The following is a 16,681-nucleotide window of genomic DNA, read 5'->3' on the forward strand; positions in this document are numbered from 1 at the left end:
CCTCTCCCGCAAGCGGGAGAGGGGGGGCTCCGCAGCAGCATGGGACAGCACACCGCACGGAAAAAAAGACTTTGCGTGGAGATCGCAGCACGCTAGCGACAAAAACAAAGCTTCATCCCGGTAACGTCAGTCAAGTTACGCTAAAGCGCCGCTAACCTGAAAATCCCGCCGTCATTGCCAACCTGGAAGATACCTTCCTAACATGACCCTCCCCAACCTGTCCGCCACCGTCGCACTGCCTGGCCTCGCCGGCAGTGGCGCCCGCGCGGACGGTCAACAAAGGAGGGCTATCTTGGATCACCTGTCCCTTTCCCAAGGCAGCGGCGCGCCGGCACTTGGCCAGCGCAGCCGCGACGCCGTCTGGCATCCGTGCACGCGCCTGCGCCCCGACGACGACGCCGTGCCACTGGCAATCGTGCGGGGCGTTGGCCCGTGGCTGCACGATGCCGACGGTCGCCGCTATTTCGACGCCACCAGCTCGTGGTGGGTCAACCTGTTCGGCCACGCCAACCCGCGCATCAACGCCGCGCTGGCAAACCAGCTGGAGACGCTGGAGCACGTGATGCTCGCCGGCTGCACCCACGCTCCGGCAGTGGAGCTGGCCGAGCGCCTGTCGGCGCTGACCGGCGGTGCGCTCGGCAATGTCTTCTATGCGTCGGACGGCGCCTCGGCGGTCGAGATCGCGCTGAAGATGAGCTTCCACTACTGGCGCAATACCGGCCTGCCGGCCAAGCGCGAGTTCGTCTGCCTGCGCCACGGCTATCACGGCGAAACCGTGGGCGCGCTGGCGGTGACCGATGTAGAAGTCTTCCGCGATGCCTACGATCCGCTGATCCGCCGCGCACATGTGGTGATGTCGCCGGATGCCCGCCAGGCGGCGCCCGGCGAGAGCGCCGCGGACGTAGCCGCGCGCGCGCTGGCCGAGCTGGAAACGCTGCTGCGCGAGCGCGCCGGCCAGATCGCCGCGCTGATCGTCGAGCCACTGGTGCAGGGCGCCGCCGGCATGGCGATGTATGACCCGTCGTATCTCGATGGCGCGCGCGCATTGTGCGACCGCTACCGCGTCCACCTGATCGCCGACGAGATCGCGGTCGGCTGCGGGCGCACCGGCACCTTCTTCGCGTGGGAGCAGTCGCGCGGCGAGGAAGCACCGCTGCCCGCGCACCTGTGGCCCGACTTCCTGTGCCTGTCCAAGGGCATCAGCGGCGGCTACCTGCCGTTGTCGCTGGTGCTGTCGCGCCCCGAGATCCAGCGCGCCTTCGTTGCCGACGACCTGGCGCGCAGCTTCCTGCATTCGCATTCGTACACCGGCAATCCGCTGGCCTGCCGCGCCGCGCTGGCCACGCTGGACCTGTTCGCGCAGGACGACGTGCTCGCGCGCAACCGCGAGCGCGCGCACTGGCTGGCCGACGGCATGGCCGCGCTGGCCGCCGACGCGCGGCTGCGGCACGTGCGCCAGCGGGGGCTGATCTGGGCCGCGGATGTGCGCGATGACATCGCCGGCGCTGACTTCGCCTCGCGCTTCCACCACGCCGCGCGCGCGCGCGAGCTGCTGGTGCGGCCGATCGGCAATACGCTGTATGTGATGCCGCCCTACATCTTCGATGCCGCGCAGGCGCGCTGGCTGGGCGAGCAACTGCTGGCCACGCTCGACGATGTGACCACCGATGTGACCACGAGCGGGGAGGTGCGCCATGCTGCTTGAACAACTGAAACAGGCCGCCGAACAGCGCCACGCGCTGGCCCTGACGCGCCGCCGCCGCATTGCGCACACCGCCTGCGCGCCGCACCAGGCCGTGGGCGAGGACGGGGCCGAGCCGGAATCGCTGCTGACCTTCTGCAGCAACGACTACATGGGGCTGGCCAACCACCCGGACGTGATCGCCGCGCTGGTGGAAGGCGCGCAGCGCTACGGCGCGGGCAGCGGTGCCTCGCACCTGGTCAGCGGCCATTCGCTCGCGCACGCGCAGCTGGAGACCGAGCTGGCGCGCTGGCTCGCGCCGCATATCCCGCACGCGCGCACGCTGTATTTCTGCACCGGCTACATGGCCAACATGGCGGTGCTGACCGCGCTGGGCACGGCGGGTGCGACGCTGTTCTGCGAATCGCTCAACCATGCCTCGCTGATCGATGGCGCAAGGCTGGCGCGCGCCGACGTGCAGCGCTACCCGCATTGCGACACCGCCGCGCTGGACGCGCTGCTGGCGGCCAGCACCAGCGAGCGCAAGCTGATCGTCACCGACAGCGTGTTCAGCATGGACGGCGACGTCGCGCCGCTGCGCAAGCTGCTGGAACTGGCCGAGCGCCATGACGCGTGGATCATCGTCGACGATGCCCACGGCTTCGGCGTGCTGGGCGAGCAGGGCCACGGCGTGCTGGAAGGGCTGGGGCTGTCGTCCGAACGCTTCATCTACATCGGCACGCTTGGCAAGGCCGCCGGCGTGGCGGGCGCCTTCGTTGCCGCGCACGAGACCATTATCGAACACCTGGTCAATACCGCGCGGCCCTATATCTACACCACGGCCGCGCCGCCGGCGGTCGCGCATGCGCTGCTGGCCAGCCTGGCCATCATCGAAGGAGCAGAGGGCAGGCAGCGCCGTGCACAACTGACGCGCTGCATCGCCAAGCTGCGCGAGGGGCTGGCCCAGCTCGCCGCGATTGCCGGCTGGACGCTGGGTGAGAGCCAGACCGCGATCCAGCCGCTGATCGTCGGCGACAACGGCGCGTCGCTGGCGTTGTCGGCCACGCTGGAGGCGGATGGCATCCGCGTCGGCGCGATCCGGCCGCCGACCGTGCCCGAGGGCACCGCGCGGCTGCGCATCACGCTGTCGGCGTCGCACACCGAAGCCGACGTGCGGCGCCTGCTGGATGCCCTGGGCGCCGCGGTGGCGCAGCGGGAGGCCGCATGAGCACGCGCGCGCCTTTCGCCTGCTTTGTCACCGGCACCGATACCGGCATCGGCAAGACCCACGCCAGCGCCACCCTGCTGCACGCGCTCTATGCCGCCGGCTACCGCACCGCGGGCATGAAGCCCGTGGCCAGCGGCAGTGATTGGCGCGACGGCCACTGGCACAACGACGACGTGGCACAGCTGCGCGCCGCCAGCTCGGTGGCGGTGCCGCTGGGGCAGACCTGCCCGTTCCTGCTGCGCACCCCGTGCTCGCCCCACCTGGCCGCCGCGCACGAGGGCGTGCGCATCACGCGCGCGCCGATCCGCATGGCCTTCGACGCGCTGCGCCGCCAGGCCGATGCCGTGGTGGTCGAGGGCGTGGGCGGTTTCAACGTGCCGCTCGACGCCGGCGCCGTGCGCTGGAACACCGCCGACCTGGCGGTGATGCTCGCGGTACCGGTGGTGATGGTGGTCGGTATCCGGCTCGGCTGCCTGAACCACGCCGTGCTGACCGCCGAGGCCATCCGCGCGCGCAGCCTGCCGCTGGCCGGCTGGATCGCCAACCGGGTCGACCCGGACATGCTGCTGGCCGACGAGAACATCGCCACGCTGCACGCGTCGCTGGACGCGCCTTGCCTGGGTGAACTGCCCTGGCAACTGGCGCCCGCCGCCGCCGCGGGCCGGCTCGACCTGGCGCCGCTGTTTGCCGCCGCCACCCAATACCAAGCCGAGGCCGCCGGCCTTGCAGCCTGAACCAGAATTCAATTGATCATGACCCAAGCTCACACCGTTACCACCATCTCCGCCGAATCGCTGCGCCAGACCGCGCGCCCGCATGCCCTGCCCGAAGACGCCGCATGGCGCGTCGACGACGTCGCCGCGCTGTTCGCGTTGCCATTCAACGACCTGCTGTTCCGCGCCCAGCAGGTGCACCGCGAGAACTTCGACGCCAACACTGTGCAGCTGTCCACGCTGCTGTCGATCAAGACCGGCGGCTGCGAAGAGGATTGCGGCTACTGCCCGCAGAGCGCGCACCATGACGCCGGCGTGAAGGCCGAGAAGCTGATGGCGCTGGACGAAGTGCTGGACGCCGCGCGCGCGGCCAAGGCCAACGGCGCCACGCGCTTCTGCATGGGCGCCGCCTGGCGCAGCCCCAAGGACCGTCACCTGGAGCCGGTGATGGACATGGTGCGGGAGGTCAAGGCCATGGGCCTGGAGACCTGCGTGACGCTGGGCATGCTCAAGGCCGAGCAGGCGCAGCAGCTGAAGGATGCCGGGCTGGACTACTACAACCACAACCTGGATACCTCGCCCGAGTTCTACGGCAAGATCATCACCACGCGCACCTACCAGGACCGGCTGGACACCATCGGCCATGTGCGCGACGCCGGCATCAACGTCTGCTGCGGCGGCATCGTGGGCATGGGCGAGTCGCGCGAGGCGCGTGCCGGCCTGATCGCGCAGCTCGCCAATATGGACCCGTATCCGGAGTCGGTGCCCATCAACAACCTGGTGCAGGTCGAGGGCACGCCGCTGGCGGGCACCGAGGCGCTGGACCCGTTCGAGTTCGTCCGCACCATCGCCGTGGCACGCATCACCATGCCGCGCGCCATGGTGCGCCTGTCCGCCGGCCGCGAGGCCATGGACGAAGCGTTGCAGGCGCTGTGCTTCATGGCGGGCGCCAATTCCATTTTCTACGGTGAAAAGCTGCTGACCACCGGCAACCCGCAGGCCGACCGCGATCGCGCCCTGCTGGCCCGCCTCGACATCCGCGCGGAGGGTTACGCCGGATGACGAAGTAGGAGATCGCCCGCTGGACAGCTCGCCGCCGTAAGATCCCGATAACAGGGATAACAAGGAGGGAGCTATGTTCAACAAGATCCTGATTGCCAACCGTGGCGAGATCGCCTGCCGCGTGGCCGCCACCTGCCGCCGGCTCGGCATCCGTACCGTCGGGGTGTACTCGGATGCCGACGCGGAAGCGCGCCACGTCGCCTTCTGCGACGAGGCCGTGCATATCGGCGGCGCGGCCGCGCGCGACAGCTACCTGCGCGCGGACCACATCATCGAGATGGCGAAGGAGGCCGGCGCCCAGGCCATCCACCCGGGCTACGGCTTCCTGTCCGAGAACGAAGCCTTTGCCGAGGCCTGCGCCGCGGCGGGGCTGGTCTTCATCGGCCCGCCCGCGTCGGCCATCCACGCGATGGGCAGCAAGAGCGCGGCCAAGCAGTTGATGGAAAAAGCCGTGGTGCCGCTGGTGCCGGGCTACCACGGCGAGGACCAGGATCCGGTGCTGCTGCGCCGCGAGGCCGACCGCATCGGCTACCCGGTGCTGCTCAAGGCCAGCGCGGGCGGCGGCGGCAAGGGCATGCGCGTGGTCGAGTCGGGCGACGGCTTCGAGGCCGCGCTGGCCGCGGTCAAGCGCGAGGCGTCGGCCAGCTTCGGCGACGACAAGGTGCTGGTGGAGAAGTACCTGACGCGCCCGCGCCACATCGAGATCCAGGTGTTTGCCGATACCCACGGCAACTGCGTCTACCTGTTCGAGCGCGACTGCTCGGTGCAGCGCCGCCACCAGAAGGTGCTGGAAGAAGCCCCGGCACCGGGCATGACCGAGGAGCGCCGCCGCGCCATGGGCGAAGCGGCCGTTGCCGCGGCCAAGGCGGTCGGCTATGTCGGCGCCGGCACGGTCGAGTTCATCGCCAACCAGGACGGTTCGTTCTATTTCATGGAGATGAACACGCGCCTGCAGGTGGAGCACCCGGTCACCGAGATGATCACCGGGCAGGACCTCGTCGAATGGCAGTTGCGCGTGGCCGCAGGCGAAGCGCTGCCGCTCACGCAGGAGCAGCTGCGCATCGACGGCCATGCGCTGGAAGCGCGCATCTACGCCGAGAATCCCGACAAGCAGTTCCTGCCGTCCACCGGCACGCTGCGCTTCCTGCGCACGCCGCCGGCGGTGCAGTTCATGCGCGGTGAGGATGCACACGGCCCGGCCGGGATCCGCATCGATGCCGGCGTGCGCGAGGGCGACACCATCAGCCCGTTCTACGACCCGATGATCGCCAAGCTGATCGTGTGGGGCAAGGACCGCGACGAGGCGCTGGCGCGCATGCGCCAGGCGCTGGCGGCCTACCACGTGGTGGGGCTGTCGACCAATGTGGCCTTCCTGCAGCGGCTGGTGTCGTCACAAGCCTTCCGCACCGCCGATCTCGACACCGGACTGATCGAGCGCAACGAGAAGGTCCTGTTCCCGCCGCCGGCGCCGGTCGGCATGGAGATCATTGCGCTGGCGGTGGCGGCGCTGATGGATCGCGAGACGCGCGAGCGCCGCATCGATGCCGCCGACCAGCATTCGCCGTGGACACATGGCGGGACGTGGCGGCTGAATGGTGGCGTGTCGCGTACGCTGCGGTTCGGCTATGGCGATCACGTGCTCGACGTGACGTTGAACACCAACGAACGCGGCAGCACACTGATCTATGCGGACCAGGCCACGCCTTTTGCCTGTACCTGCCAGGCCGACGATATCCGCATCAACCTTGGCACGCGGCGGGCGCATGGGCAAGTGCATGCGGATGGGGAGAACTTTCACGTCTTCTATGCCGGGCGGCATGTGAGCCTGGCTTGGCTCGATCCGCTGGCGCATGCCGGCGAGGCTGAAAGCGAGGGGGGCAAGCTGACTGCGCCGATGCCTGGGAAGGTGATTGCCGTGATGGTCGAGGCTGGCAGCGCGGTCACGCGCGGGACGCCGTTGCTGGTGATGGAGGCGATGAAGATGGAGCACACCATCAGTGCGCCGGTGGATGGGGTGGTTAGCGAGGTGTTGTTTGGGGTGGGGGAGCAGGTGGCTGAAGGGGCGCAGTTGTTGGCGTTTGAGGGGAAATAGGGGGTTGGGCTTCTTGCGCGTTAGCTTGGTTATGTAGGTCGGGTTCGATGTTGTCGTAGGTTTAAGCGCCTGGTTCCGCCCTGCTGGGCGGGTCACTTTTTGTCCGAGCGACAAAAAGTAACCAAAAAGCGCATCGCCTCTGGCGGCTGGCCACCAATTTGGCGGTGGGGGTGGTTCGGGCGGTGGTGATTTCAGTTCGATGGGGTTGGTGGTTCGGGCCTGCTACGCACCCTGTCTGTGCCCACATCGACGGACTATTGGACGAACCCGACTTTAGGCCGTTGGCAGCCTGCTAACCACCGCATCGGTCGGACGCCTTCGGCTGCGCTTCGCGCGGGCCCTAACGTGGCAGACGGACGGCCACGTTCAAATTTGTGCCTTTGGCCAGACATAACGACGGCGCCGTGCGAGCGCAGCGACGCACTCCGTGCCCGGGCACCCAACCTACGATACTGAGTGCGCGCAGCGCAGCCGAAGGCGTCCTACCGATGACCTGCTTAGCAGGCTGCCAATAGCCTAAAGTCGGGTTCGTCCAATAGTCCGTCGACGCAGGCACCGGACAGGGAGCGTAGCTGGGTCGAACGGCCAACCACGCAAAACGGAAATCACCGCCGTTTGAACCACCGACGCCGTGGAATGAATGGCCAGCCGCCAGAGGCGACGCGTTTTTTGGTTACTTTTTGTCGCTCGGACAAAAAGTGACCCGCCCAGCAGGGCGGAACCGGGCCGTCAAACCTACGACAACATCGAACCCGACCTACATAACCAAGCCAACGAGCAAGAAGCCCCGCCGGCTACGCCGGCGAAACCGCCCACACCCCCCAACCCCAACACCCATATCAACAAACGAATCCCCCATTCCTCTGCCAAAATACCCCTTTAACCCCCACCAGAAATCCCCCTGGAGACAAAATGAAGTTGCAGTTGTACGTCCCCGACGGCCGCTACGACCCTTGGATCGTAGGCTTCGCCGAGGCACTGCCCGAAGCCCAATGCGTGACCTGGGAGGACAGCCGTGGCGAACCGGCCGATTACGCCGTGGTCTGGCGCCCGCCGGTGGAGATGCTGCGTGGCCGGTCCGACCTCAAGGCGGTCTTCAACCTGGGCGCCGGGGTCGACGGCATCCTGCGCCTGCGCGATGAGGCCCCGGATGCCTTGCCCGCGGGCGTGCCGATCGTACGGCTGGATGATGCCGGCATGGCCGCGCAGATGGCGGAATACGTCTCCCATGCGGTGCTGCGCTATTTCCGCAAGCTCGATGCCTACGAGGGTCAGCAGCGCGCGGGCAACTGGAAGTTCCTCAAGCCGCATCGCCGCGCCGACTTCACCATCGGCGTGATGGGGGTGGGCACGCTCGGCACGCATATCGCCCGCACGCTGGCGGGCTTCGGCTTCCCGGTGCGCGGCTGGAGCCGTACCGCGCGGGCGATCGAAGGCGTGAGCGGCTTTTATGGCGATGCCGGGCAGGCGCCGTTCCTCGACGGCCTGCGCGTGCTGGTCAATGTGCTGCCGCTGACGCCGCAGACCGAGAACGTCCTCAATGCCGGGCTGTTCGCGCGGCTGGCAAAGGGTGCCTATGTGATCAACGTCGCGCGCGGGCAGCACCTGGTCGAGGAAGACCTGCTGGCCGCGGTGCAGTCGGGGCAGATCGGTGGCGCCACGCTCGACGTGTTCCGCACCGAGCCGCTGCCGGCCGAACACCCGTTCTGGCAGGAGCCGCGCATCACCATCACGCCGCATATCTCGGCGCTCACGCTGCGCGAGGACAGCATCACGCAGATCGCCGGCAAGATCCGCGCGCTGCGCGCGGGCCAGCCGATCGCGGGCGTGGTCGATGTGCAGCGGGGGTACTGAGCGCCCCGGCCAGAACGAACCAACACAGGAGACAACCATGACCATGCCGAACTACGTGAAGATCGTTGAAGTCGGCCCGCGCGACGGCCTGCAGAACGAGAAGGCGATGGTGCCGACCGAGGTCAAGGTCGAACTGATCAACCAGCTCACCGATGCCGGTTTCGTCAATATCGAGGCCGCATCGTTCGTGTCGCCCAAGTGGGTGCCGCAGATGGCCGACGGCGCCGAGGTGATGGCGCGCATCCAGCGCCGCGCGGGTACGCTGTATTCGGCGCTGACGCCGAACATGAAGGGATTCGAAGGCGCGATCGAGGCCGGTGCCGACGAGGTGGTGATCTTTGGCGCGGCCAGCGAGGCGTTTTCGCAGAAGAACATCAATTGCTCGATCGCCGAATCGATCGCGCGCTTTGCGCCGGTGGCCGCCGCCGCCAAGGAAAAGGGCGTGCGCCTGCGCGGCAGCATCTCGTGCGCGATGGGCTGCCCGTACCAGGGCGAGGTGCCGGTGCACGCGGTGGTCGACGTGGTGCGGCGCATGCGCGAGCTGGGCTGCGACGAGATCGATATCGCCGACACCATCGGCGTGGGCACCCCGGTGCGCGTGCAGGAAGTGATGCGCGCCGCGGCGGCGGAATTTGCAATGGACCGCCTGTCGGGCCATTTCCACGATACCTACGGGCAGGCGCTGTCCAATATCCTGGCCAGCCTGGAAGTGGGCATCTCGATCTTCCATGCGTCGGTGGCGGGGCTGGGCGGCTGCCCGTACGCCAAGGGCGCGACCGGCAACGTGGCGACCGAAGACGTGCTGTACATGCTGCACGGCATGGGCATCCACACCGGAATCGACCTGGAAGCGGTAGTGCGCACCGGCGACTATATCTCGCAGGCGATTGGCCGCGCCAACAGTTCGCGCGTGGGCAAGGCCCTGCTGACCAAATGGGCCGCCGCCGGCGATGCGGCGCCTGCCTGCGCGTGAGTGCGGATCAAGCGCGGGCCACACGACAAGGAGAAGCACGCATGGCGGTGAATGACGAAGCGCTGCCCGAGTCCGCGCAGCGCGTGGCGGACCTGCTGGCCGAACTCGGCCACGACCGGCCCGTGGTGATGCTGCCGGCCACCGGCAAGACCTCGGCCGAGGCCGCGGCGGGGCTGGGCTGCAGCGTGGCGGAGATCGCCAAGTCCATTATCTTCCGGCGCGTGGCCGATGATGCGCCGGTGCTGGTGATCGCCAGCGGCAGCAACCGTGTGGACGAAGCCAAGGTGGCCGCGCGCGTGGGCGCGCTGGGCAAGGCCGATGCGCGCTTCGTGCGCGAGAAGACCGGCTATGCCATCGGCGGCGTGTGCCCGATCGGCCATGCGGTGGCGCCGGTGATGCTGCTGGACCAGGACCTGTTCCGCTATGACAGCCTGTGGGCCGCGGCGGGGCATCCCCATGCCGTGTTCAACCTGACGCCGCACCAGCTGCAGCAGATGACGGGCGCTGAAGTGGCCGACGTCGCGGCAGGATCTGCGGCATGAGTCCCGACCTGCGCCCGGGCCTGACCTTCAGCTGGCAATACACGGTGCCGCCCAAGGCCACGGTGCCGCGCCTGTACGACGATATCCCGGGCTGCCCCGAGATGCCCGACGTGCTGGCCACCGGCTATCTGGTCGGCATCATGGAATGCGCCTGCCTGCAGATGCTGCGCGAGCACCTGGACTGGCCGCGCGAGCAGTCGCTCGGCACGCTGGTCAGCTTCTCGCACCTGGCGCCGACGCCGCCAGGCATGACGGTGACGGTCAGGGGCGAGCTGGTCGCGGTGGACGGGCGCCGGCTGCGCTTCCAGCTGAGCGCCTGGGACGGCGAGGACAAGATCTCCGAGGGCGTGCATGAGCGCCACCTGATCGACGCCGGCCGCTTCAACGAGAAAGTGGCCGCCAAGGCCGCGCGCGCGGCGGGCTGAATGGCAAGCGAGCGCAACGCCATGGCCCCGGCGCCCCCCACACCCATCACGCCTGCCTTGCTGGCTGCGGAACTGGCCGCGCAGGCTGAAACCGCGCTGCAGGCCTCGCCAGTGCCGTCGCCGTGCCGCAACGTCTGCCGCATGGACCCCGCCAGCGGCTATTGCGAGGGCTGCCTGCGCACCATCGAAGAGATTGCCGGCTGGTCGTCAGCCGGTGACGAAGACAAGCGCCGCATCTGGGCGCAACTGCCGCAGCGCGCCGCATGGCTGGCAGGCGAGGAGGCATCTCCTTGAGCGAACACCCGGTCCCGACGTTGCCGCCCGCCATGCGCGTATTCGAGCGCGGCTGGCTGTCGGCCAACAATATCCTGTTCGTGGAGGGCGACGATACGGTGCTGGTCGACACCGGCTACGTCACTCACGCGCCGCAGACCGTGGCGCTGGTGGCGGCGGCGCTGCAGAGGCGGCCGCTCGCGCGCATCGTCAATACCCACCTGCATTCCGACCACTGCGGCGGCAACGCCGCGCTGCAGGCGCGCTGGCAGCCGCGCACCGCGATCCCCGCGGCCGAGGCCGCAGCCGTTGCCGCGTGGGATACGGAAGCGCTCAGTTACAAGGCCACCGGCCAGCAGTGCGACCGCTTTACCTTTGACAGCGTGCTGAATGACGGCGACACGCTGCGCCTGGGTGGCATGGACTGGCAGGTGGTGGCCGCACCCGGCCATGACCCGCACGCGGTGATGCTGTTCGCGCCGGCCAAGTGCATCCTGATTTCCGGCGATGCGCTGTGGGAGAACGGTTTCGGCGTGATCTTCCCCGAGCTGGAGGGCGAGAGCGGCTTTGCCGAGCAGGCGGCGGTGCTGGAACGCATCGCGCAACTGGACGCGCGGCTGGTGATCCCCGGCCACGGCCGGATGTTCACCGATGTGGCGGCGGCGGTCGGGCGCGCGCAAGGGCGCCTGGGCTACCTGAGCGCCGATCCCGCGCGTAATGCCAGCCATGCGGTCAAGGTGCTGGTGAAGTTCAAGCTGCTGGAGCAGCAGCGCATGGCGCACGACGCGCTGGTGGCATGGATGGAGGCCGCGCCGCTGATGGTGCGCATGCGGCAGCGGTTCATGCCGGGGCTGGAGATGGCCGAGATCTGCGCGCAGACACTGCGCGCGCTGGCGGGGGTGAAGGCGCTGGCGGTGGAGGGGGAGTGGGTGGTGAATCGGGATTGATTCACCACGCCTGCCCTGCCTTCCTCCTTCCCTCAGAACGACGTCCTGAACCCCACCTTCACGCTGCGCCCCGCCAGCGGCGCGATATCCCGCAGGATCGACGCCGAATTGCGCGCATCCTGGTTGGTCAGGTTATCGCCGCGCAGGTACACCAGGGTCTGCGTGCCCGCCACCTTGAACTTGTAGGTCAGCGCCAGGCTCAGCAGCGTATAGGCGTCGGTCGGAGTGTCGTTGCTTGGCACGCGGGTTTGCTTGGCCGCGTAAGTCACGTCCACGCGCGCCCCCCACGGGCCCGCGCCATACACCAGGGCACCGCCCAGGCGCAGCGGCGCGAGGCGCGGCAGCGGTTCGCCGGTATTGCGGTTCTCGCCGCGCACGTAGTCGGCGCGCGCCTCGAAGTCGAGCGTGTCGCTGGTGGTCAGCATTTTCTGCAGCAGCCGGGTCTTGCCTTCCGCCTCGAAGCCATACAGCGTGGCCGGCACGCCCAGGTACTGGAATTCCGGCAGCGCACCCGGGCTGCCGGCGGCGACCACGTCGCCCGCGTCGTCGCGCGCGCGGCCGGTCGCGCTCAGCGCCAGGTAGTTGGCAAAGCGGCTGTAGTAGCCTGATACACCGGCGCTGTGCGCGCCGGACTTGAAGCGCACGCCCAGGTCGATCGAGGTGGCCCGTTCCTTGTTGGCGTTGGGGTCGCCCAGCTCCCAGGCGCCGGTGGCCACGTGGGGGCCGTTGGCATACAGCTCGTAGAAGGTCGGCGCGCGCTCGGTGTACGACAGGTTGCTGGTCAGCGACCACAGCGGGTTGACCTTGTAGAGCAGGCCCGCCGAGGCGCTGGTCGCGTTGAAGCTGCGGTTGGCGTCGGTAAAGCGGTCGTTGCCGTTGGCGCTGGCCTTGACGCTGCTGTGGTCCAGGCGCCCGCCCAGGTTCAGCTTGAAGTCGCCCGAGGCCGTCAGCGGCAGTTCCTCGAACACGAACAGCGCGGCGTTGTCGGTGTTGGTGCTGGGCACGAAGGCCTCGTCGCCCAGCGCCGAGAAGTCGGTATGGCCGAACTGCGTGCCGATCACACCGGTCATGTTGCCGATCTTCGCGTGCCTGGCCTCGAAGCGGGCATCCCAGCCCCGGTTCTTGAAGATCGTGCCGGTCTCGCCGTCCGTGATCTCCCTGTGCTCGTAATCGGTGTAGCTGAACTTGCCCTTGACCGATTCAAGCCAGCCGCCGGTGGTGCCGGCCAGGTTGCGCGCCTCGCCTTCCAGCGCAAAGCGGTCCTGGCGCATCTTCAGCCGCACGTCGTCCTCGGCGGGCGTGCCGTACTCATTGCGGTAGGTGCTGTAGTTGGCGCCGACAAAGCCGTCGGCCCAGGTGTAGGAGCCGCCCATCGAGCCCCCTTCCTGCTGCGCGCTGGTGTTGGGCAGGCGGCCGTAGGCCTCGGTCTCGCCAGCGGGCAGCGGCTCGGCCGCGCGCAGGCGGTCGCTGCGCGCAAAGCCGGGGATGCGCAGGTCGCTGGTCTTGCGCGCGAAGGCGTCGGCGTGCACGGCAAACTTGCCGTTGCCGGCCTCGATCAGCGCGCTGGCGTTGCGCGCCTGGTCGCCGCCCGCGGTGGCGCTGGCATCGACCGCGCCGCCGATGCCTTCGATCTGATCCTTCGGAATGCGGTTGTCGATCACGTTGACCACCCCGCCAATGGCGTTGCCGCCGTACATCAGCGCGGCCGGGCCGCGCACCACCTCGATGCGCTCGGCTACCAGCGGGTCCACCGGCACGGCGTGGTCATAGGACAGCGTGGAGGCGTCGACCGTGGTGCCGCCGTTCTGCAGCACCTTGATGCGGTCGCCGTCGAGGCCGCGGATCACCGGCCGGTTGGCATTGGGGCCGAAATAGCTGGACGAGACCCCGGGCAGCTTGTCGAGCGTGTCGCCCAGCGTGCTGCCCTGGCGCACGGCCAGCGCGTCGCCGCCCAGCGTCGATACCGGCGCCACCATGTCATTGAGTTCGCTGCCCAGCGGGTTGGCGGTGACGATGACTTCGCGCAGCGTGGCGGGAGCAGTGGCCGTGGCGGGTGCGGTATCGGCGGCCGGCGCCGTGACGGTCTGTGCCAGCGCGGCGGGTGCCACCAGGGCAGTGGCCATGGTGGCGGTGAGGGAGGCGGCAAGGGCCGCCAGCGGGGTCAGGCGCGGTGCCCTGGTTTGCGGGGTGTAACGGTTTTTCGACATGGCGCGCGGAGCGAGGCAATGGCAATCGGCCCGGCTGGCACGGCACTGCCTGGCAATGCGCCGGCCACCCGCGATGGGCGTGGCCGCGCTGCCGGAATGGGCAGGCGTTCAGCTCGGAATCGGTAAGACCGGGGGGCGGCGACGGCCGCGTCCCGGATCAGGCGAGGGCGATGGCCGGCGCCGGCGGCGCGCGCGATTGGAAGGGGTGGGCGGATGGCAGGTCGGGCCAGCGCCAGGCCAGGTTGGCCGGCTTGACCGGTTTGCCGAAGGCAAGCTGCGGCAGCGGCAGCTTGCCGCACAGGGTGTCGGCAATGGTGGCGCCATCGAACAGCACGCACGAGTGGCCGCTGAACTTCTGCGCCAGCGGGTGCAGGTCGGCGTCGGCGACTGCCTTGCCGTCGGCCGTTGCCGCGATGGCAGCCGTCGCGGCCGCCGGCGTGAGCAAGCCCCCATGCACGATGCGGTGGGTCAGCCCGGCATGCTGCGCCAGCAGCAGGCACAGCGCCAGCCACAGCGCGGAGCAGAGGCCCGGGCCGTGCGCGCGCAGGCGGACGAACCAGTCAGTGCGCATGCGGATGGTCGCCATGGTGGTGGTCGGGATCGCCGCAGCCGCAGTCGTTGCCATGGTCATGGTCGTGACCATGGGCATGATCGTGGTCGTCGTCGAATTCATCGACCCAGCCGGGGAAGGGGTCCGCGTAGGTGGCCCAGGCTTCTGCGCCCGCGGCCATCTCGGCATCGGTCAGCAGGCAGGCGTCGAGCCGGGCCTGCAGCGCTGCCTGGTTCATGTCCAGGCCGATCAGCACCAGTTCCTGGCGGCGGTCGCCGAAGGGCGCCGGGGCGCCGCCGATCTGCATATCGGCTTCCACTTCGGCGCGTTCGGCGGTGTCGGCCGGCCATTCGGCCGGATCCAGCGCCGCCCACCACGCGCCGGCGCCGCCATGGCGGCACACGCCGCCGGACTGGTTCCAGTCGCCCGCGGTGTCCATGCGGCTGGCCAGCCAGAACAGGCCCCTGGAGCGCAGCACGCTGCCGTGCTCGCGCAGCCATTCGGTATGGATCAGGTCGGCGAAGCGCTGGGGGTGGAACGGGCGGCGGCGGCGGTAGACCAGCGTGGAGACGCCGCTGGCGTTGTTGGTGGGCACCTCGCCGCGCAGCGCGGCAAGCCATCCCGGGGCATCCGCGGCGGCTTCAAAGTCGAAACGGCCGGTGCCCTGCACGCGCTCGGGCGGCACCTTGCCGAAGCTGGCTTGGACGATGTCGGCGCGCGGGTTCAGCGCCTGCAGCACGGCGTGCAGTTGCGCCAGGTCAGCGGCGCCGGCGAGGTCGGCCTTGTTCAGCACGATCACGTCGCAGCATTCGACCTGCGCCACCAGCAGTTCGGCCACGGTGCGGTCATCGTCCAGGCCCTCTGCCAGGCCGCGGTCGGCCAGGAACTCGGCCTCGTTGAGGTCGCGCAGGAAGGTGGCGGCATCGATCACCGTCACCAGGGTGTCGGGCTGCACTGCCGCCTCGGGCCCGGCGCCGTGCTCGGCCTCGAACAGGAAGCCTTCGGCAATGGCCAGGGGCTCGTCCAGGCCGTCGGCTTCCACCAGCAGGGCGTCGAAACGGCCTTCGGCGGCAAGCCGGGCGGTTTCGGCGAGCAGCGCCTCGGCCGACGGCAGCACGGTGGCCTCGCAGCCGGGCGGCAGCGGCGCCAGTGTCTGTCCACCCTGCGCGCCGCAGACCAGCACGCCGACACGGCCGCCGGCGCCATGCGCGAGCAGGTGGTTCAGCAGCGAGGTCTTGCCGGCGCCGGGGAAGCCGGACAACACGGTGACGGGCAGGCGATCAGCCATGGCAGGAAAGCAGGAAGGTTACGACGCTAAGGGGGCACAGCACGGCGCGCCTTGGCGGCGACGGCCCGTTGTTGCAACAAAGTTGCGAATTTACCAGAAAGGCCGGGTCGGCAACAGCCGGACGCGTCTCAATGGTAGGCCGTGGCAACGGCACGACAAAGCGTGCGCAGCCAGCCGAGGCGCGCGCGCCCACAAAAGCAAACGGCCCGGGTACCCGGGCCGTCACGTCACGCCTGCCACGCCGGCGGTGCCGGCGCGCGGCGCTTCAGTCGCCAAACAGCTTCTGGCGCAGTTCGCGGCGTTGCTGCGCTTCCAGCGACAGCGTGGCCGTGGGACGGGCCAGCAGGCGCGGCACGCCGATCGGCTCGCCGGTTTCCTCGCACCAGCCGTAGTCGCCGGACTCGATGCGCTGCAGCGACTGCTCCACCTTCTTCAGCAGCTTGCGCTCGCGGTCGCGCGTGCGCAGTTCCAGCGCATGCTCTTCCTCGATGGTGGCACGGTCGGCCGGATCCGGCACGATGACCGTTTCGCGCAGGTGTTCCGTGGTCTGGTCAGCGTTCTTCAGGATGTCGTCGCGCAGCTGCTCAAGGCGGTGCTTGAAGAAGGCGAGCTGCGCTTCGTTCATGTAATCCTTGTCGCTCATCTTCAGGATTTCAGCTTCAGTCAGAAGTTTGTTGCTGCTCATGGTTGCTGCTGATTCTCTTGTTGATGCGGCCGGCGGCGTCTGGGTCCGCTCGGGTGCGCTGTCCGCGCGCTTGCGCGCCTCGGTTGTTTCACTCTGGCTGGCTGCAGTCTTGCTGCTTCGCGGGCCTCCCTTCGTTGCGCCCGCTTCGGCGTTCGCCGTAC

The 16,681-nt window shown here is 68.9% G+C and carries 15 protein-coding genes; 11 read left to right on the forward strand and 4 right to left on the reverse strand.

Going from position 1 to position 16,681, the window contains the following annotated elements:
• Window positions 1-292 precede the first annotated feature (292 nt).
• The 11 genes from bioA (at window position 293) to DN412_RS13430 (ending at window position 11,790) form a co-directional block, all read left to right on the forward strand.
• Window positions 293-1,705, forward strand: a complete 1,413-nt coding sequence (gene bioA / locus DN412_RS13380; protein WP_208647605.1) for an adenosylmethionine--8-amino-7-oxononanoate transaminase — start codon at window positions 293-295, stop codon at window positions 1,703-1,705.
• Window positions 1,695-2,909 carry an 8-amino-7-oxononanoate synthase gene (bioF, locus tag DN412_RS13385; RefSeq protein ID WP_115212083.1) on the forward strand — a complete coding sequence of 405 codons (1,215 nt, stop codon included), beginning with the start codon at window positions 1,695-1,697 and terminating at the stop codon, window positions 2,907-2,909. Before bioA ends, bioF begins: the two co-directional genes overlap by 11 nt.
• Window positions 2,906-3,643, forward strand: a complete 738-nt coding sequence (bioD, locus tag DN412_RS13390; protein ID WP_115212084.1) for a dethiobiotin synthase — start codon at window positions 2,906-2,908, stop codon at window positions 3,641-3,643. Before bioF ends, bioD begins: the two co-directional genes overlap by 4 nt.
• An 18-nt stretch (window positions 3,644-3,661) precedes the next feature.
• Window positions 3,662-4,684 carry a biotin synthase BioB gene (gene bioB, locus DN412_RS13395; RefSeq protein ID WP_115212085.1) on the forward strand — a complete coding sequence of 341 codons (1,023 nt, stop codon included), beginning with the start codon at window positions 3,662-3,664 and terminating at the stop codon, window positions 4,682-4,684.
• Between the two features lie 73 nt (window positions 4,685-4,757).
• Window positions 4,758-6,776, forward strand: a complete 2,019-nt coding sequence (locus DN412_RS13400) for an acetyl/propionyl/methylcrotonyl-CoA carboxylase subunit alpha (protein ID WP_115212086.1) — start codon at window positions 4,758-4,760, stop codon at window positions 6,774-6,776.
• 912 nt (window positions 6,777-7,688) lie between these two features.
• Window positions 7,689-8,630: a 2-hydroxyacid dehydrogenase gene (locus DN412_RS13405; RefSeq protein ID WP_115212087.1), complete on the forward strand. Its 942-nt coding sequence runs from the start codon at window positions 7,689-7,691 to the stop codon at window positions 8,628-8,630.
• 37 nt (window positions 8,631-8,667) lie between these two features.
• A complete protein-coding gene (locus DN412_RS13410; RefSeq protein ID WP_115212088.1) occupies window positions 8,668-9,603 on the forward strand; it encodes a hydroxymethylglutaryl-CoA lyase in 936 nt (311 codons plus the stop codon).
• Window positions 9,604-9,644: 41 nt separating this feature from the next.
• Window positions 9,645-10,145: a YbaK/EbsC family protein gene (locus tag DN412_RS13415; RefSeq protein ID WP_115212089.1), complete on the forward strand. Its 501-nt coding sequence runs from the start codon at window positions 9,645-9,647 to the stop codon at window positions 10,143-10,145.
• A complete protein-coding gene (locus DN412_RS13420) occupies window positions 10,142-10,570 on the forward strand; it encodes a thioesterase family protein (RefSeq protein WP_078194800.1) in 429 nt (142 codons plus the stop codon). The genes DN412_RS13415 and DN412_RS13420 overlap by 4 nt, the downstream gene beginning before the upstream one ends.
• Window positions 10,571-10,864: a DUF1289 domain-containing protein gene (locus tag DN412_RS13425; protein ID WP_115212090.1), complete on the forward strand. Its 294-nt coding sequence runs from the start codon at window positions 10,571-10,573 to the stop codon at window positions 10,862-10,864.
• The gene (locus DN412_RS13430; protein ID WP_115212091.1) at window positions 10,834-11,790 is read left to right on the forward strand and encodes an MBL fold metallo-hydrolase; all 957 of its coding nucleotides are present in this window, start codon (window positions 10,834-10,836) and stop codon (window positions 11,788-11,790) included. The genes DN412_RS13425 and DN412_RS13430 overlap by 31 nt, the downstream gene beginning before the upstream one ends.
• Window positions 11,791-11,822: 32 nt before the next feature.
• On the opposite strand, the gene DN412_RS13435 is transcribed toward DN412_RS13430, so the two are convergent.
• The 4 genes from DN412_RS13435 to dksA all read right to left on the reverse strand — a co-directional run bounded on the left by DN412_RS13435 (window position 11,823) and on the right by dksA (window position 16,520).
• Window positions 11,823-13,997 carry a TonB-dependent receptor gene (locus DN412_RS13435; RefSeq protein ID WP_115212092.1) on the reverse strand — a complete coding sequence of 725 codons (2,175 nt, stop codon included), beginning with the start codon at window positions 13,995-13,997 and terminating at the stop codon, window positions 11,823-11,825.
• Between the two features lie 157 nt (window positions 13,998-14,154).
• A complete protein-coding gene (locus DN412_RS13440; protein ID WP_115212132.1) occupies window positions 14,155-14,628 on the reverse strand; it encodes a hypothetical protein in 474 nt (157 codons plus the stop codon).
• Window positions 14,558-15,835 (reverse strand): GTP-binding protein, encoded by a 1,278-nt coding sequence (locus DN412_RS13445; protein WP_115212093.1) that lies wholly within the window; start codon window positions 15,833-15,835, stop codon window positions 14,558-14,560. The genes DN412_RS13440 and DN412_RS13445 overlap by 71 nt, the downstream gene beginning before the upstream one ends.
• A gap of 265 nt (window positions 15,836-16,100) precedes the next feature.
• Window positions 16,101-16,520, reverse strand: a complete 420-nt coding sequence (gene dksA / locus DN412_RS13450; protein ID WP_078194821.1) for an RNA polymerase-binding protein DksA — start codon at window positions 16,518-16,520, stop codon at window positions 16,101-16,103.
• Window positions 16,521-16,681: the final 161 nt, after the last annotated feature.

The sequence above is a fragment of the Cupriavidus lacunae genome (assembly GCF_003353055.1).
In the GTDB taxonomy this organism is placed as follows: domain Bacteria; phylum Pseudomonadota; class Gammaproteobacteria; order Burkholderiales; family Burkholderiaceae; genus Cupriavidus; species Cupriavidus lacunae.

Coding starts and splice junctions, on each gene's coding strand:
- DN412_RS13400 (WP_115212086.1), top strand. CDS start 4,758: ATGTTCAACAAGATCCTGATTGCCAACCGTGGCGAGATCGCCTGCCGC.
- dksA (WP_078194821.1), bottom strand. CDS start 16,520: ATGAGCAGCAACAAACTTCTGACTGAAGCTGAAATCCTGAAGATGAGC.
- DN412_RS13440 (WP_115212132.1), bottom strand. CDS start 14,628: ATGACCATGGCAACGACTGCGGCTGCGGCGATCCCGACCACCACCATG.
- bioF (WP_115212083.1), top strand. CDS start 1,695: ATGCTGCTTGAACAACTGAAACAGGCCGCCGAACAGCGCCACGCGCTG.
- DN412_RS13420 (WP_078194800.1), top strand. CDS start 10,142: ATGAGTCCCGACCTGCGCCCGGGCCTGACCTTCAGCTGGCAATACACG.
- DN412_RS13405 (WP_115212087.1), top strand. CDS start 7,689: ATGAAGTTGCAGTTGTACGTCCCCGACGGCCGCTACGACCCTTGGATC.
- DN412_RS13430 (WP_115212091.1), top strand. CDS start 10,834: ATGGCTGGCAGGCGAGGAGGCATCTCCTTGAGCGAACACCCGGTCCCG.
- DN412_RS13415 (WP_115212089.1), top strand. CDS start 9,645: ATGGCGGTGAATGACGAAGCGCTGCCCGAGTCCGCGCAGCGCGTGGCG.
- DN412_RS13435 (WP_115212092.1), bottom strand. CDS start 13,997: ATGTCGAAAAACCGTTACACCCCGCAAACCAGGGCACCGCGCCTGACC.
- DN412_RS13410 (WP_115212088.1), top strand. CDS start 8,668: ATGACCATGCCGAACTACGTGAAGATCGTTGAAGTCGGCCCGCGCGAC.
- bioB (WP_115212085.1), top strand. CDS start 3,662: ATGACCCAAGCTCACACCGTTACCACCATCTCCGCCGAATCGCTGCGC.
- bioD (WP_115212084.1), top strand. CDS start 2,906: ATGAGCACGCGCGCGCCTTTCGCCTGCTTTGTCACCGGCACCGATACC.
- DN412_RS13425 (WP_115212090.1), top strand. CDS start 10,571: ATGGCAAGCGAGCGCAACGCCATGGCCCCGGCGCCCCCCACACCCATC.
- DN412_RS13445 (WP_115212093.1), bottom strand. CDS start 15,835: ATGGCTGATCGCCTGCCCGTCACCGTGTTGTCCGGCTTCCCCGGCGCC.